Below are 17309 nucleotides of genomic sequence, written 5' to 3' on the forward strand. Positions count from 1 at the left end.
ACTCCTGCCCGCCGTCGTCGTCTGCGTCCAGTTCTGGGCGCCGGCGGCCGGGGTGGAGGCGGTGAAGCTGTAGCGGCCGAGCAGGTTCAGGTTGCGGTGCTTGGGCGGCGACAGGCGGGCGATGTCCTCGTCTCGGATCTCGTGGCCTTCGGCGTGCAGCTGGGCGACGGCGGCGTCGATGTACTTCGTGGTCCGCAGACACCTACCGGCGGCAGATGAACCGGCAGCTCACCGTGCAGGAGTCCCGCCACAAGCCGGCCCGGGACGTGTGCCACGGCGACCGGGTCGACCAGGGGCCTCGCGACCGCCGCCTGTGGGACAGTGAGACATTCACGCCATGTTGGCGCCCGGCGGCGGGACCGACCGGACGAGCCGTTAGGATCACGGCATGGTCACGGCCCGGTCGTCCTCCCGCATGCCGCGCGCCCGCTCTTCGGCGCGCATGCTGTGGGTGGCGCTCACGCTGTTCGCCTTCGTCTACGCGCACGGCGCGAGCGCCGAAGGCACCGCCGCCCACCTCGACCTGACGGCGACCGTGACTGCAGCGGCGTCCCTTCATGACCACACGGACGAGGAACCACCGGCCGATCACCACCAGGGCGATCACGGCCCGTCCCATGCGGCCCAGGAGTGCGTGCCCGGACAGCCCCAGCAGACACCTGCCCTGGACGCGCCGGGTGCCTGTGCCGTCTCGGGCGCGGGTGCTCCCGCAGCGCCGCGCACCGCTCTCGTCTCCTACGGTGACGTGGCGTCGGCCAAGCACCTGCCGAGCAGGTCGATGAGAGCCACAGTTCTGCAGATCTAGGATCCGGCGACGCCTCGCCGGCCGTCGACGCCCTCACGACTCCAAGACAGCCCCAGCGGCTGTGGGCGCGATGCGACCGGCCGTCGCCGCGCCAGCCTGCCCGAGCGCGCATCCACGCGCCTCGGCGGCCGCCCTTCCCGCGGCGTTGCCTGACACTGCCCGCCCCGCCCGCCGTTGTGCCACGCCCTGCGGCGCACGACGGCCGCCCGCGGAGCAACGGTGCTCCCGCTCGCCTGCGCTGTACCGGCTGCTCGACCTGCTCCTCCACGGACGTAGGCCGAGCCCGTAGAACCGCGGTACGCGGCGGCTGCCGCCCACGGGCGGCGCGCGAGAGATCAGCACACGAACGCGCCATTCACCCACCACGAGAGCGAATCAGATGCACTCTGCGAACACCACCTCCCACACGAAGCCCGGCCACACCGCTCTGTCCGTCCTCGTCGGCAACACCCCGGTCCTGTACGTCGGCGAGCCCTTCGCCCCGGAAGGGCGCGGCTTCTGGGCGAAGCTGGAGGGCTTCAACCCCGGCGGCATCAAGGACCGCCCCGGCCTGTACATGGTCGAACGCGCCCGCGCACGTGGCGATCTGGCGCCCGGGGCCCGGATCGTCGAGTCCACCAGCGGCACTCTCGGCCTCGGCCTGGCCCTGGCCGGCATGGTGTACGGCCACCCGGTCACCCTGGTCACCGACCCGGGCCTGGAGACGTCGATGACCCGGCTGCTCACCGCGTACGGCGCCCAGGTCAACACCGTCTCCGAACCGCACCCCACCGGCGGCTGGCAGCAGGCCCGCCGGGACCGCGTCACCCAGCTGATGCGGCAACACCCCGGCTCATGGTGCCCGGACCAGTACAACAACCCCGACAACACCACCGCGTACACCCCGCTCGCCCTGGAACTCGCCACCGAACTCGGCCACATCGACGTGCTGGTGTGCAGCGTCGGCACCGGCGGGCACTCGGCCGGTGTGTCCCGCGTCCTGAAGCAGCTCTACCCCGGCCTGACCCTCGTGGGCGTGGACACCGTCGGCTCCACCATCTTCGGCCAGCCCGCCCGGCCGCGGCTGATGCGCGGACTCGGGTCCAGCATCTACCCCCGTAACGTCGCCTACGACAGCTTCTCCGAAGTCCACTGGGTGGCCCCCGCCGAAGCGGTGTGGGCCTGCCGTCGGCTCGCCGCCTCGCACTACGCCACCGGCGGATGGAGCGTCGGCGCGGTCGCTCTGGTCGCCGGCTGGCTCGCCCGTACGCTGCCCGAGGACACGCGGATCGCGGCGATCTTCCCCGACGGGCCACAACGCTATCTCGGCACGGTGTACGACGACGACTACTGCGCCGCCCACGGCCTGCTCGACCGCCCGCCCGCGTCCGAACCGGAGGTGATCGGCCGCCTGGACGAGAAGGAAGTCACCCGCTGGTCCCGGTGCGAGCGGGTGGTCGACCCGCTCACCCTCACCCGGAACGCACGGGAGGACGCACGGGAGGACGCCCGGGAGGACGCCCGGGAGGACGACCGGTGAAGCAGCGCACCCTCGCACAACTCCGCGGCTACGAGCGCGGCGTCCAGCTGCTGATGGTCAATCAGTTCACCATCAACCTCGGCTTCTACATGCTGATGCCGTACCTCGCCACGCACCTCGCCGGTCCGCTCGGCCTCGCCGGATGGCTGGTCGGACTGATCCTCGGAGTACGCAACTTCAGCCAGCAGGGCATGTTCCTGGTCGGCGGTACACTCGCCGACCGGCTCGGCTACAAGCCGATGATCATCGCCGGGCTGGTGTTGCGCACCGTGGGCTTCGCGACCCTCGGACTTGTCGACTCCGTGCCCGCGCTGATCGCCGCCTCGGCCGCGACGGGCCTGGCCGGAGCCCTGTTCAACCCGGCGAGCCGCGCCTACCTCGCCGCTGACGCGGGGGAGCGCCGGGTGGAGGCCTTCGCCCTCTTCAACGTCTTCTACCAGGCCGGAATCCTCCTCGGCCCACTGGTCGGCATGGTGCTGACCGGCGTCGGCTTCCGCGTCACATGCCTGACCGCCGCGGGGATATTCGCGGTGCTGAGCGTCGTGCAGATCCGGGCGCTCCCCGCGCGCCGGGGCGGGGGACGGCAGGGAAGTGTCCTGTCGCAGTGGCGGAGCGTCCTGGCCAACCGGCCCTTCCTGCTGTTCTCGCTCGCCATGACCGGCTCGTACGTGATGTCGTTCCAGGTCTACCTCGCGCTGCCGCTGGAGGTACGACGCCTCGGCGGCGAGGGTGACTTCGCCACGGCGGCGGTGGCGGTGCTGTTCGCCGTGTCCGGTCTGAGCACCATCTTCGGCCAGACCAGGGTGACCGCCTGGTGCAAGGCCCGCATGGCCCCGGGCCGTGCGATCACCTGGGGCCTGCTGGTGATGGGGGTGGCCTTCGTGCCCCTCCTGTCCGCTGCGGCCATGCCCGTACCCGACGGCGGGGCCGGGCTGTGGCTCCTCGCCGCCGTGCCGCCCGCGCTGTCGGCCGTGCTCCTGGCCCTTGGCACGATGATCGCCTACCCGTTCGAGATGGACACCATTGTCCGTCTCTCCGGAGACCGCCTCGTCGCCACGCACTACGGCCTCTACAACACCATCTGCGGCATCGGCATCACCCTCGGCAACCTGCTGACCGGCGCCGCTCTCGACGCCGCCCGCGCGGCCGGCCTGTCCGCACTGCCCTGGACCGCTCTCGCCCTCCTGGGGCTCGCCTGTGCCGCCGCGCTGTACGGCCTCGACCGCACGGGCCGACTCGCCCCGCCGGCGCCGATTGCCGAGGCCGACCAGGACCCTGCGTCGGAACGTGCCACAGCCTGAACCGACGGGAACTCCCGCCCCGCTCCCGGGGACCGACCCGATCGCCCCGGCGTGCCTCTGGGGCCCGGCGGTACCACTGCGCCGACGCCTTCGAGCTCCTCCTGCCCCGGACCGGACCCGCATTCGCCCGAGACGTGGATCCGTCCGGACCGAGCGCCATCCGCGAAAGTGGGCGGACCGGGTCGGCGATGTCCGGCTCACCGAAGCCTCCCGCGCGACCTCGGCACCCGCCCGCTCACGGGCTGTCGCCGGCCCAGTCCCAGTGGCGGGGATCGGTCGTACGGCGCCGGTAATGGGTACGCCCACCGGCGCCGTACCGCCCTATCTCCGTGGGCAGCCGGGCTTCTTCGGCGAGCTCGGGCACGCTCCAGCCGGTGATGTCGAGGAGCAGCCCGTCGAGAGGCCCGCCCACCAGTTCGCCGTAGACCCGGCCGGGGCGTGGTCCGGGGTCGGGGTCGTCGTGGTCGGCGCCATAGACGCGACGCCGGAGGATCCTGTCGTCCATACCGATCAGCTTCACATCCGCCACTGACAACGGGACCGGCAGCCCTGGTCGGCATACGTCAGCCCGCGGGTCCGTCCGGCGGATCAGCCGCATTGCTCCAGCGGTCCGAGGGCGACGTCACTCGCTCGTCGCCGCCCCCGGCCGCAGGCAGGGGTGCTGCTCGGTGAGCCGATCCGGTGCCGCTTGTCTCCAGGAGTCGACGAGGATGTCGCGTAGTTCGTCCACGTCCTCCAGCGCGGCCAACCGCACCCGTACCCATGCCGAAGCCGCCTCGTGCGGCGGTACCCAGAACTTCTCCGGCTCGGCGGCGATCAGTTCCGAGCGCTCGTGTTTCGGGCAGCGTACGGCGAACGATGTCTGGTCGTCGGGGATCGTGACGTACATCTTCCCGGCCACGCGGAAGGTCGGGATACTCCATGCCTCCTTCTCCACCGTCTCGGGAAAGGACAGGGCGATACGGCGAACGTCATCGGCATCGATCATGGTCACCACGGTAGCCAGCGGCACTGACACCCTGCCCCCACGTGTTCGGGGCATCCCGTCGCACGCGCAAAACACGGCCGGGATGCCTGGTGCGCCCGGTCGACAGCGGGGCGCGCGCATGGCGCCACCGAGCTGGACGACCGGCCACCGTGCGTCCGCGGCACCTACGGCCGTTCGCTCCGAGGCCCTGGCCCCGAGCACCTCAGAACGCAGCAGGTCGCGAAGCTGGTCGCCATAGCGTTGGGGCACCGAGACCGTCTCGAAGTCCGCTTCGCGGTCCCGCGTCCACGGCGGCCCCTCCCGCGTGAGCCGATGTGTCAGCAGCCCGTCGGCGGCATGATCCGCCGGACAAGCCCCAGGGCGCTTGGTATGGTCATCGGCTAGGAACTGATGATCGATTTCGCATGCGTCAGGGGGGCGTAGTGGCGGGTGTGGACCGGCGGTTCCGTGCCCTCGTCTGTGCCTACGCGGTGTCCGGCTACGGGAACTACCTCAACCTCATCGCCCTGAGCCTGTTCTCCTACGAGGTCACCGGCACCGCTTTCGGCGTTGGCATGTTATTGGCCTTACGCCTGTTCTCCGGTTTCCTGGCAGGGCTCGCCGCCGCGGCGTTGTTGGCCAGGACCTCCCGCCGGCTGGTGATGATCCGCACCGATGTGGCCCAGGCCGTCGCCATGGGCGTGCTGGCGCTGTGCACGTCCCGCATGCCGATGTGGCTGCTCGGCTGTGCGGTCGTCGTCCTGGGCGCGGGGAACACGTTCTTCACCGTCGCGCTGCGCAGTGCGGTTCCCGTGATGGTGGGTCAGGAGTGCCGCGCCCGGGCGAACGGGCTGCTGGTCACGGCGCGGTCGATGGCCACGGTGCTGGGCTTCGCCTCGGCGGCGCCGGTCATCGGATTCGGTGGCTTCGCCACCGCGTTCGCCGTCAATGCCGCGAGTTTCCTGGTGTCGGCAGTCGCTCTGCTGGTGCTGCGGCCGCGTACGGACGGCGAGCACGACGAGGAGGGCGTGACGACCCAGCCGCAAACGGCCCCCGGCGCCCGCCCATGGCAAGGGATGGCCGGTGTCCCTGCCCTCTTGCTGGCCATGATCCTGCTCAGAGGCCTCGATGCCTTGGCCTCCTCGTCCCACAACGTCGCTCTGCCCGTGGTCGCGCACTCCACTGCTCCCTTTGATCCGGCACTCTTCATGACCAGGTTCTGGGCCGCGTGGGCCGTGGGCACCATCACCGCCCACCTGGTGCTCAAGCGGAGAAAGCGCGGTTCGGCGTGGGGCGAGCGGGCTTTCGCCGTGGGTACGATCGCGATGTCGCTCTCGTTCGTCGCGGCGTTCACGGGGCCGGCCGCGCCGGCATTGATGCTGGCCGCCGCGTCGGCGGGGTTCGCGGACGGCTGGACCGAAATCGTGTACACCTCACGCCTGCAGGCGGCCCCCGACCGGCAGCGCAGCCGGCTGTTCGGGCTGTCCGCCACGGCGGAGACAGCCGGATTCGCGCTGGGCGCGGTGCTCACCGCGGTGGCTCTCGACCTGCTGCCGGCCCTGATGGTCGTCGCCGCCTTCCACGGTGCGGCGGTGTGCGGGGCGCTGGTTCTGCTGCTGTTCGCCGCCGGTCGTCCCGGTAGGGCCCGGCTGTCGTCCACGAGTGGAGAAGAAGGGGACACGCATGGAACGCGTACGGGGGCAGGCTCTCTGCCGGGGGCCTGAGCCGGACTACACCGAAGGTGACCCGCGAAACGCGGTGGAGGCGCTGCGGCGAGCCGCGGAGTCGACCACCGGCGCGGCCGTCGTCACCGTCGCTCCGGACGGTGCCACGACCACCCGGACCTATCGCGAACTGCTCTCCCAGGCCTCCCGGATGCTCACCGGGCTGCGGGAGCACGGGCTGCGCGCCGGTGACGCGGTGGTGCTGTGCGGGCTGCCGCTGGCGGAGTTCTTCCCCGCCTTCTGGGCCTGTGTGCTCGGCGGCGCCCGGCCGGTGGCCATCGCGGAGCCGGCCACGCCGGGGTCCCCGGCGCTCGAACGCCTGCTGCACGCCTGTGCGCTACTGGACCGGCCGCTGGTGCTCAGTGACGCGGCCGGAGCGGAGGACCTGGCGCACGCCGCCCCCGTGCTGCGGGTGGCGGTCGCGCAGGACTGCATGGGTGCGTCACCCGCGTACGCCGACGACATCGAACCGGCCGGGTCCGACGTCGCGTTGCTGATGCTGTCCTCCGGCAGCACCGGCGTCCCGAAGGCCGCGCAGCTCACCCACGCCGGTCTGGCGGCGTTCGCCGCGAGCACCAGGCGGATGCTGGACGTACGCCCGGACGACACCACGGTGAACTGGCTTCCGGTCGATCACAGCGGCGCGTTCCTGCTGTACCACATGCTCGCGGTCTTCGTCGGCTGCACCAACGTCCACGCACCCACCGACATGGTCCTGGCCGAGCCACTGCGCTGGCTGGACCTCCTGGAGCAGCACGGGGCGCAGCACAGCTGGGCGCCGACATTCGCCTACGGACTCGTCGCGGACGCGCTCGCCGAGCGTCCCGAGAGCCGCCGCGACCTCAGTGGCCTCAAGTCGCTGTTGTGCGGGGGCGAACAGATCGTGCTGCCGGTGCTGCGACGCTTCCTCGACGCCACCGCCGCGTCCGGGATCCGGGACCGGCACATCGTGCCGGCGTGGGGGATGGCGGAGACGGTCACCGCCGTCACCTTCGGGCGGCTCGACCGGCCCGGCACCGTACACCGCCTGCTCAAGAACAGCCTGGGCGGCGACCTGGTCCGGGCCGACGAGCGGACAGCGGAGGACGACTGTGTCACCTTCGTCGCGGCCGGCTCGCCCGCGCACGGAGTCACCCTGCGTGTCGTGGACGACCGTGGCGAGCCCGCGTCCCCGGGCCGGGTCGGCCGGCTCCAGGTGCACGCGCCGGCCCGTCTCACCCCCGGCTACGTCAACAACCCGGAGGCGGACGCCGCGGCCTTCCCCGCCGGACGGGAGTGGCTGGACACCGGCGACCTGGCCTTCCTCGACGGCGGGCAGGTCGTGATCACCGGCCGGCGCAAGGACATGATCATCCTCAACGGGCACAACGTCTACTGCCACGAGGTGGAGGAAACCGTCACCGCCGTCGCCGGCGTACGGCAGGGGGAGGTGGCGGCCTGCGGCATCCCCCACGCGGACAGCGGCACGGAAGAGCTGGCGGTGTTCTTCGTGAGCCACGGCGCCGACGAGGACGTACGTATCGCACGGGAGGTGAAGGAAGCGCTGTTCGCGCGGCTGCGCCTCACCGCTGCCCATGTCCTTCCCGTCCCGCGCGGCGAGTTTCCGAGGACCCCCGCCGGGAAGGTGCGCCGCGCCGAGCTGCGCGACCGTCTGATCGGCGGACGTTTCCGGACCGTCCCGGCCCCCGGCGACGATGTGGGCAGTGCCGAGACGGCACGGGTGGTCCAGGAGGAGATCGCCGCCGTCCTGGGGCGCCCGGTGGACGCGCACATGCCGTTCTACGAACTCGGCCTGACCTCCCTGCTCCTCATACGCCTCCGGTCCCGCCTGGAGCAGCGGCTTGCCAGGGCGGTCGCGCAGACGGCGTTCTTCGAACACCCCACGGCCGCCGCGCTCGCCGCGCATCTGGCTGCCGCGCCCCGGGAGAAGGCCGAACCGGGGGACACCGACACGGACCAGGCGCGCACGGACCAGGCGCGCACGGACCAGGCGGGCACCGCCCCGGCAGGCACCGCCCCGGCAGGTACCGTCGCCCCCGTCGCCCCCGTCGCCCCCGTCGCCCCCGCCGGCACCGCCGACCAGCGCATCGCGGTCGTCGGACTGTCGCTGCGCTTCCCGGGAGCGGACTCGGCGGACCGTTTCTGGGCCAACCTGCGTGACGGCGTGGACAGCATCCGCGTCTTCGACGAGACACAGCTCGCGGCAGCGGGCCTGTCTCCGCGGCAGCGGCGCGCCCCCGACCTGGTGCCTGTCGCCGGCGTTCTCGACGATGTCGACGCGTTCGATGCGGACTTCTTCACCATGAGCCCCAAGGAGGTCCAGCTCACGCATCCCGCACACCGGCTGTTCCTGGAGTGCTGCCACGAGGCGCTCGAGCAGGGCGGCTACGGGGCGACCGAACCGGGTACAAGAGTGGGCGTGTTCGCAGGTGCGGGCATGAACCTCTACGACCATCAGCACCGGCCTGCGACCGGCGCGCCGGGCGACGACACCGACCCGGCCACCGGAATGCAGGCCACGGTCGGACAGCAGCCGGACTTCCTCGCCTCCCGAGTCGCCTACCGGCTCGGGCTCACCGGCCCCGCCATCGGCGTCCAGACGGCCTGCTCCACCTCGCTGGTCGCCGTACACCTCGCCGTCCAGGCGCTGCTGAGCGGCGATGCGGACCTGGCGCTGGCGGGAGCCGCGGCCGTGCACCTCCCCCAGGAGAGCGGCTACCGCAGCCACACCGGTTCCATCCTGTCGCCCACCGGACGCTGCCGGGCCTTCGACGCGGAGGCCGACGGCACCGTGGGCGGCAACGGTGTCGCCGTCGTCCTGCTCAAGAGGCTCGACCGCGCCCTGGCCGACGGCGACACCGTGCACGCGGTGATCCTGGGCTCCGCGGTCAACAACGACGGCGCGGGCAAGGTCGGATTCAGCGCGCCGGGTGTCGCGGGCCAGGTCGAGGTCGTACGCCAGGCGCTCCGCAGGGCGGACGTCCCCCCGGACACGATCACCTACGTGGAGGCGCACGGGACGGGCACCCGACTCGGCGATCCGGTGGAACTGGAGGCGCTCGGCAGGGCTCTCGGGGAGGGCACGCGGCGCACGGCGTTCTGCACGGTGGGATCGGTGAAGCCGAACATCGGACACCTCGACAGCTGCGCCGGAATGGCCGGCCTGATCAAGACGGTCCTCATGCTGCGGAACCGCACGCTGGTCCCGACGCTGCACCTGACCCGTCCGAACCCGGAACTCCGCCTCGACGGCGGCCCGTTGGTGCTGGGTACCGAGCTGCGGCCGTGGCCGGCTCAGGACGGTGTGCCGCGCCGGGCGGGAGTCAGCGCGCTCGGCGTCGGCGGCACCAACGCCCACGTGGTGCTGGAGGAGGCCCCCGTACCGGCCGCGATCCCGGCGGCCGCGACCGGGCTTCCCGTCCTGGTGCCGGTGTCGGCCCGCGACTCCCAGGCCCTGGGTGAACTCACCGACAGGCTCCGCGACCGGCTGCGGCAGCAACCGGAACCAGCGGCCGCGGACGTGGCGGCCACCATGGCACTCGGCAGACCGCACCGCGCGGCACGCACCACGGCCGTCGGCCGGACGGCCGGGGAACTCGCCGACGCGCTGAACGGGCAGCAGCAGACACCGGACCTCGACCTCGGCCTCGGCCCGCTCGCCTTCGCCTTCTCCGGACAGGGAAGCGCGCGCCGGGGCATGGCGAGCGGCATCTACGCCGCCTATCCGGCGGCCCGCCGGACACTCGACCGGTGCGAGGAGATCTACGCCGACGAGTTCGGCGGCACTCTGCTCCCCCTCCTGCTGGACGAGTCCGGTGCCGAGGACGACGTCTGGCCGACCGAGACGGCCCAGGCCGCCCTGTTCGCCCACCAGTCGGCGCTCGTCGAGGTGTGGCGCGCCACGGGCGTCCGCCCCGCGCTGCTGCTCGGCCACAGCGTGGGCGAGTACGCGGCCCTGTACGCGGGCGGCGCCTTCGCACTCGACGACGGGTTGCGGCTCACGGCGTGGCGCGGCCGGCTGATGCACAGCGCATGCCCGCCGGGCGGGATGCTCGCGGTCGTCGCCGACCAGGCTCACGCGCTGCGCGTCGCGCAGGCCGCCGGCGCCGAACTGGCCGCGGTCAACGGCCCGCGCGCCCAGGTGATCTCCGGTACGCCGCAGGCCCTCGAGGAGGCGGTGCGCCTGCTCGACCAGGAAGGCCTGCGGTGGCGGGCGTTGTCCGTCGACAGGGCGTTCCACTCGGCCTCGGTCGAACCGGCGCTGCGCGACTTCCGCTCCCACGCCGAGCGGGTGACGTACGGCCCGCTGCACACACCCCTGGTCACCGCGGCCGACGGCCGGCTCCGCCCGGCGGGCTGGACGCTCGACGCCGACCACCTCTGCCGCCAGGCGCGGCAGCCGGTCCGCTTCGACCTGGCCATGCTCACCGCGGCGGGGGAGGGGTGCGAGGACTTCCTGGAGATCGGCGCCGGACACACCCTCACGGGCATCGGCCGGCATTGCGTACCGGGGAGCCGCTGGCTGAGCGCCCAGGGTACAGGCGGCAGCGCAGTGGACCAGGTGGGTGGGCTCCTGACGGCGCTGGGCTCGCTGTACCGCAGGGGGGCCGAGCTGGAATGGCGGGCGGTCAACGGCGGCGGGGGCAGGGTGCCACTGCCGGGGCATCCGCTGCGGCGGCGCCGGGTGGCGTACCGGGGCGCGGCGCCGGCGCACGCCCCGGAGCGTCCCGCGCGCGGGGCGGCCGCCCCGGAGGAGCTGTCCGTCGCACCGGAGGAACTGCTCGCCGACGTGCGGCAGCTGACGGCGCACAAGCTCGGCAGCGAGGCGGCGGACGTCGCGCCGGACAGCTCTTTCTTCGAGCTGGGTGCGGACTCGCTGTCCCTGATGGGACTGACGGCGGATCTGGAGCAGCAGTACGGCGTACGCGTCCCCGTCCGGGAGCTGTTCTCGTCCGCCGACACCCCACGCCGGCTGGCCGAACGCCTGGCGCAGCTGCGAGGGGACCAGCAGCGGCCGCGCCCGGCACCGGCAGCACCGGCACCGGCAGCACCCGCACCCGGACCCGCAACACCCGCATCCGCAACACCCGCATCCGCAACACCGGTACCGGCAGCACCGGCACCCGTACCCGAAGCGTCCCCGGGGCTCCACGAGGTGTTCGGTCAGCAGCTGAAACTGGCGGAGCGTCTCATCGACCAGGTGACCGGTGTGATCTCCCGCCAACTCGACGTGCTCGCGTCGTCCGCGACCGCCCCGGCGCTGCTCCCCGTGCCCACGCCGACCCCGGCCCCGGCCCCCACACCGGCCCGTACGCCGGAGGCGACGCGGCCACCGTTCGTGCCGGAGCCGGAGCCGGAGCCGGTGCCGGAGCCGGAGTGCGCCACTCGGTGTGACTTCAGCCTGTATTTCTTCGGCGACTACCCCGAGGACACCGACCGCGACAAGTACGCGCTGATCATGGAGGCCGCGAAGTTCGCGGACCAGCACGGCTTCCACGCCCTGTGGCTCCCGGAACGCCACTTCAACTCCTTCGGGGCGCTCTTCCCCAACCCCTCGGTGCTCGCCGCCGCGCTCGCGGCCAGTACCAGCCGCATCCGGCTCCACGCGGGCTCCGTCGTCCTGCCACTGCACAACCCGGTCCGGGTCGCCGAGGAATGGTCGGTCGTCGACAACATCTCCGGGGGCCGGGCAGGCCTGTGCGTCGCCAGCGGCTGGCACGCCACCGACTTCGCGCTCGCCCCGCAGCACTTCGGCCGGCACCGCGAGGTGATGTACGAGCAGCTGGCGACCGTGCGGCAGCTGTGGTCGGGCCGGCCTTTGACGGCGACCGCGGGCGACGGTGAGCCCGTGGAGATACGGCTGCACCCACGCCCGGTGCAGCGGCAACTCCCCCTGTACGTGGCCGTGGTCGGCAACCCGGACAGTTACCGCCGGGCCGCCGCCGAGGGCCTGGGGGTGGTCACCAACCTGATGACGCAAACCGTCGAGCAACTGGCGGAGAACATCGCACTGTACCGGCGCACCCGCGCCGAGCACGGACTGGACCCCGCCGCGGGCCGGGTGGTGGTGCTGGTGCACACGTACCTCGGTGAGGACGCGGAGCGCGCCCGGGCCGAGGCGTACCGGCCCTTCGTGTCGTACCTGCGTTCCTCGCTGTCCCTCTTCGACCAGGTCACCAACAGCCTCGGTTTCGAAGCCGACCTCGACAACACGCCCGAGGAGGACGTGGAGTTCCTGCTCGGACGCGCTTACGAGCGTTACTGCGCCTCCCGCGCCCTGATCGGCGACGAGCACACGGCGGCCGAGACGGTGCGCCGACTGGTGGACGCCGGAGCGAACGAGATCGCCTGCTTCGTGGACTTCGGCGTACCGATGGAGCAGGTTCTCGCCGGGCTCCCGGTCCTCGACCGGCTCCGCCGCATGGACCCGTCAGGAGCACCGGAGCAGTCCGCGGCACGGAACCGGTCCACAGCACCGGAGCCGTCCCCCACGGCGCCGGAGCACTCCACAGCACCACCGGAACAGCCGACGCTCGTACCGAGGCGGTTGCCGTTGTCGCCCGCGCAGCGCCGCATCTGGTTCCTGGAGCAGCTTCATCCGGGGACCGCCATGTACCACGAGCCCAAGGCGATCCGCCTGGACGGCCCGCTGGACGTTCCGGCGCTGCGCTGGGCACTGCAGCGGGCCGCCGACCGGCATCCGGCGCTGCGCACCGTGTTCCGCGACACCGACGGGACCCCCTACCGGCAGACGCTCGACCGGATACGGATCGAGTGCCCGGTCGACGACCACACCGGGGCCACGGAGGAAGAAGCGCTGCGCGCCGCCCTTGAGACGGAGGGGAACCGGAACCTCGACCTCCGCGACGGTCCGCTGGTCACGGCCCGGCTGCTGCGCCTGTCGGAGGAGCGGCACCTGCTGTTCCTGCTGGCCCACCACATCGTCTTCGACTCCTCCTCCACGGCGGTGCTGGTCCGCGACCTCGCGGCCTTCTACCGCTCCTTCCCGGACGGCGACCCCGCGTTGCCGCCCCTGGCCGCCGAGCCCGAGGTGCTTCCCACCCGTATGCCGGACCCCGCCGGGTCCCTCGACTTCTGGCGGCGTACGCTCGCCGGGGCCCCGGACCTCTCCCTGCCCACCGACCGGCCCCGCCCGGCGGTCAGATCCGGAACGGGAGCCGCCCTCACACACGAACTCGACGCCGAACTCGTACGCAGGGTGAAAGCGTTCGCCGCTACCCACCGGGCCACTCCCTTCATGGCGCTGACCAGCGCCGTCGCAGCGGTGCTCAGCCGGTTCAGCGGACAGCACGACGTGGTCGTCGGCACCGCGGTCGCCGCCCGGCCCACCGGCGCCGAACACCACATCGGCCTGTTCCTCGACACCGTGCCGCTGCGCCTGGACCTCACGGGCGACCCGGACTTCCCGACGCTGCTGCACCGGATGCGGGCCGGCAGCACAGCGGCGTACGAACACCGTGACGTCCCCTTCGACGAGCTGGTCGGGGCGCTCAACCCGCGTCGGGACCCGGGGCGGAACCCGCTCTTCCAGGTGATGGTCGAGTACGAGAACGAGAGCGAGGTGACGTTCGACCCGCCCCGGCTGACGGCCACGCTGCTCGACGTGCCGAGCGCACGCGCCCCCTTCGACCTCAGCATCTACCTGACGCACCACCGCGACGGAGTGCGATGCATGGTCGAGTACGACACGGCCCTCTTCGACGAGCCATTCGTACGCCGCTTCGTCCACTACATGGAGCAGGTGCTGCACCGCGCGCTCGACGCCCCCGGCGCGCCGCTGCGCGAACTGACCGCCGTGACCGACCCCGACCGGGCGGCCCTGGCCGGGCTGGGGCGCCTGGACGAGCCGTCACCCGCCGTCGCGGACACCCTGCACGGGCTGTTCGAGCAGCAGGCGCGGCGTACGCCGGACGCCGTTGCCCTTGTCGGCGACGGGGAGAGCGTGGCGTACCGGGAGCTGGATGTGCGCGCGAACGCGCTCGCCCGGCGGCTGCGGGAGCGGGGCGCCGCGCGCGGTGAGCGAGTGGCACTGCTGCTGCCGCGCGGCCCGGAGCTGATCACCGCCCTGCTGGGCGTGCTCAAGAGCGGCGCCGCGTATCTGCCCCTCGACCCCTCCGCGCCCACGCCGCGGCTCGCCGCGCTCCTCGACGACGGCGCGCCCGTGCTGCTGCTGACCTCGAAGGCCGCTCTCGCGCGGCATCCGCAGCTCGCGGCAGGGCTGCCCCTGCAGCTCGTGGACGACGTCGACGCCACCGTCGCGGAAGCTCCCCCGGCCGACGGGGCAGGGCCCGAGGACCCCGCGTACTGCATCTACACCTCCGGCTCCACCGGCCGTCCCAAGGGCGTCGTCGTGCCGCACCGGGGGCCGGTCAACCTCGTTCGCGCCCATATGGACCGGCACCCCCCGCTGCGCACCCTGCAGTGGACCTCGCCCGCTTTCGACGTCAGCGTGCAGGAGATCTTCACCACGCTGGGCTCCGGAGCGGCGCTCGTCCTGATCGACGACGAGGTCCGGCACGACCCGACGGCCGTCACGGAAGCAGCGCGCCGCCATGGAGTGCAGCGGATGTTCATGCCCAGCACCCCCTTGAGGTACCTGGTCGAGACCGGCCCCCGACTGCCCGACCTGCGCGAGCTGTTCTCGGCCGGAGAGGCGCTGCGGCTGACCGATGCCTTCCGCCGCTTCCTCGCCGCGCACCCGGGGTGCGCGCTGTACAACCAGTACGGGCCCACGGAGACCTCCGTCATCGTCACCTCGCACCGTGTCGACCCCGACGGCGAGGAGCTCCCCCCGATCGGCACGCCGATACCGGGAGCCCGCATCCTGCTGCTGGACGACGCCGGACGACACGTGCCCCCGGGAGCGGTCGGCGAGATCCACGTGGGCGGTGTGCCGGTCGCGTACGGCTACCACGCGCGGCCCGCGGAGACGGCCGGGGCGTTCCTCGGCGACGCGGACTCCCTGCTGTACCGGACCGGAGACCTCGGGCGCTGGCGTACGGACGGCTCGCTCCAGTACTGCGGCCGTGTGGACGACCAGGTCAAGATCCGGGGCCACCGGGTCGAGCCCGCCGAGGTCCATGCGGCGCTCAGTGCCCTCCCGGGAGTACGTGACGCGGCGGTCGTCTCCCGTCGCGACCGGCACGGAGACAGGGAACTCGTCGCCTACGTGGTTCCCGACCCGCCCACGGACGACCTTCGCGATCTTCGCGGCCTTCGCGAGCTGCGTGCCGCGCTCGCCGCGCGACTTCCCGACCACCTGGTGCCGCGCCGTTGGGTACGCCTGGAACGGCTCCCGCTGAACACCTCGGGCAAAGTGGACCGGGACCGGCTGCCCGAGCCGGGGACCGGGCCCGAGTCCGAGCTCACTCCCGGCCTCGACGAGGAGTCCCGGACCGCGGACGCGCAGCCCGCCACCCGGCTGGAGAAGTCCCTGCACGAGCTGTGGTGCGACGAACTGGGGGCGCCCCAGGTGCCGGTGAACCGGTCCTTCTTCGAACTCGGCGGCCACTCCCTGAGCGCGATACGGCTGCTGAACCGCATGGCGGACCAGCTGGACATCGAGCTGTCCATGGCCGAGTTCTTCCTCGACCCCACCATCCGGGGCATCGCCGGACGCGGCGAACATCCCGAGCCCGCCGCCCGGGTGGTGGAGACCGTGCCGATGACGTCCACCCTTCGCAGGCTGTGGCACCGGCACCACGAACGCGCCGACGCCGGGGTCTACAACGTCGCGCACCGCATCGACCTGCGCGGCGACCTCGACCCCCGGAGTCTGGCGGGCGCCCTGGAGGACCTGGTGGGGCGCCATCACGCGCTGCGCAGCAGGGCCGTACGGCGCGAGGGGCGGTATCTCGTCGAGGTACTGGCCGACGTGCCCGTGGAACTGCCGGTCGATGTCCTCACCGGGCACGCCGAGGACGCGGAGGCCGTCGATCGGTGGTGCCTGGACCACGCCTCCCGCGCGCTGGCCATGGACCGCGCGCCGCTGTTCCGCTTCCGGCTGGCACGGCTCGCAGCGGACCGCTGGGTCCTGCTGACCGTGTTCCACCACGCCGTCTGCGACGGCTGGTCCATGGGGGTGATCTGGCGCGAACTGCAGGAACTCTACAACGCCCGGCGCCACGGCTCCGCGAGCCCGCCGGCCCCGCCCGCCGTGCAGTTCACCGACTGCGCGCGTGCGGAACACGAGCTGGGCGGTGAACGCAGGGCGAAGCTCGAGCGGTTCTGGCGCGCCGAGCTCGACGGCGTACCCCTGCGTCCGGCACTGCCGTACGACCGGCCGCGACCCGAGGAGCTGTCCGGCCAGGGCGCCCTGCACACCTGGGTCATCGACGGAGCAACCCCCCGGGTGGTCGCCGACACCGCCACCCGCCTGGGCACGACGCCGTACACCGTGCTGGCCGCGGCGTTCGCCACCTGGCTGGGCGGACTGTGCGGCGGCCCCGCCGACGTGGTGCTGGCCGCCTCCAGCGCGAACCGCACGCGGCGTGAGCGGTCGGAGGTGGTAGGACTGCTGGGCGACGCGGTCCTGCTACGGGCCCGGCTCGGTGAGGCCGCGACCTTCGCCGACCTCGTGACGCGGCTCGGGTCGACACTCTTCACCGTGCTCGACCACCAGGAGCTGCCGCTGACCGAGGTGGTCGAGCTGGTCTCGCCCGGGACCGCGGAGTCACTGTTCCCCACCGTACTGTTCACCGTGGTCACCACACCGCCGCCCACCTTGGACATGCGGTCGGTGTCGGCCTCCGTACGGGCGCTGCCCACCTCGGGGGTGGCACGCAACGAGCTGTACGCCGTCCTGGTGCCCGGACAGGACACCATCACCGTCACCTTCGAGTACTCCACGGACCTCTTCACCCATCCGACCGTCGAGGCATGGGGCAAGGCCTTCACCGAGCTCCTGCACGAAGCCGCGCAGGACCCGGAGCGTCCGCTGCGGAGCCTGCTCCGCCCGTGACGACACGTCGTC

At 72.5% G+C, this 17309-nt stretch carries 7 protein-coding genes and 1 pseudogene; 5 read left to right on the plus strand and 3 right to left on the minus strand.

Features of this window, described 5'->3' with window-relative positions; genetic code table 11:
- Window positions 1-36: 36 nt before the first annotated feature.
- Window positions 37-198, minus strand: a pseudogene (locus AMK26_RS38395) (Tn3 family transposase); the annotation flags it as partial.
- A 190-nt stretch (window positions 199-388) separates the two neighbouring features.
- Between AMK26_RS38395 and AMK26_RS20885 the strand changes: the two are divergent.
- From AMK26_RS20885 to AMK26_RS20895, 3 genes are all read left to right on the plus strand, one after another.
- Complete coding sequence (locus tag AMK26_RS20885; protein WP_073756181.1) at window positions 389-805, plus strand: hypothetical protein; 417 nt, start codon at window positions 389-391, stop codon at window positions 803-805.
- 379 nt (window positions 806-1184) lie between these two features.
- Window positions 1185-2324: a PLP-dependent cysteine synthase family protein gene (locus AMK26_RS20890; RefSeq protein WP_073756182.1), complete on the plus strand. Its 1140-nt coding sequence runs from the start codon at window positions 1185-1187 to the stop codon at window positions 2322-2324.
- Window positions 2325-2377: 53 nt separating this feature from the next.
- Window positions 2378-3625 (plus strand): MFS transporter, encoded by a 1248-nt coding sequence (locus AMK26_RS20895; RefSeq protein WP_073756325.1) that lies wholly within the window; start codon window positions 2378-2380, stop codon window positions 3623-3625.
- Between the two features lie 235 nt (window positions 3626-3860).
- On the opposite strand, the gene AMK26_RS20900 is transcribed toward AMK26_RS20895, so the two are convergent.
- Both AMK26_RS20900 and AMK26_RS20905 read right to left on the minus strand, forming a co-directional pair.
- Entirely contained in the window at window positions 3861-4130 is a 270-nt protein-coding gene (locus AMK26_RS20900) for a hypothetical protein (RefSeq protein WP_073756326.1), read from the minus strand.
- 117 nt (window positions 4131-4247) lie between these two features.
- Window positions 4248-4613, minus strand: a complete 366-nt coding sequence (locus AMK26_RS20905) for an MmcQ/YjbR family DNA-binding protein (protein WP_073756327.1) — start codon at window positions 4611-4613, stop codon at window positions 4248-4250.
- Between the two features lie 470 nt (window positions 4614-5083).
- Here AMK26_RS20905 and AMK26_RS20910 point away from each other — a divergent pair, with 470 nt between their 5' ends.
- Together AMK26_RS20910 and AMK26_RS20915 are read left to right on the plus strand one after the other, a co-directional pair.
- Complete coding sequence (locus AMK26_RS20910) at window positions 5084-6316, plus strand: MFS transporter (protein ID WP_443333179.1); 1233 nt, start codon at window positions 5084-5086, stop codon at window positions 6314-6316.
- Entirely contained in the window at window positions 6276-17297 is an 11022-nt protein-coding gene (locus tag AMK26_RS20915; protein WP_073756183.1) for a hybrid non-ribosomal peptide synthetase/type I polyketide synthase, read from the plus strand. Before AMK26_RS20910 ends, AMK26_RS20915 begins: the two co-directional genes overlap by 41 nt.
- The last annotated feature ends 12 nt before the right edge of the window (window positions 17298-17309 follow it).

This window comes from Streptomyces sp. CB03234 (assembly GCF_001905885.1).
GTDB lineage: Bacteria > Actinomycetota > Actinomycetes > Streptomycetales > Streptomycetaceae > Streptomyces.

Excerpts from the sequence above, each read along its gene's own strand:
- AMK26_RS20885 (WP_073756181.1), top strand. The coding sequence starts at position 389 with ATGGTCACGGCCCGGTCGTCCTCCCGCATGCCGCGCGCCCGCTCTTCG.
- AMK26_RS20890 (WP_073756182.1), top strand. The coding sequence starts at position 1,185 with ATGCACTCTGCGAACACCACCTCCCACACGAAGCCCGGCCACACCGCT.
- AMK26_RS20895 (WP_073756325.1), top strand. The coding sequence starts at position 2,378 with ATGGTCAATCAGTTCACCATCAACCTCGGCTTCTACATGCTGATGCCG.
- AMK26_RS20900 (WP_073756326.1), bottom strand. The coding sequence starts at position 4,130 with ATGGACGACAGGATCCTCCGGCGTCGCGTCTATGGCGCCGACCACGAC.
- AMK26_RS20905 (WP_073756327.1), bottom strand. The coding sequence starts at position 4,613 with ATGATCGATGCCGATGACGTTCGCCGTATCGCCCTGTCCTTTCCCGAG.
- AMK26_RS20915 (WP_073756183.1), top strand. The coding sequence starts at position 6,276 with ATGGAACGCGTACGGGGGCAGGCTCTCTGCCGGGGGCCTGAGCCGGAC.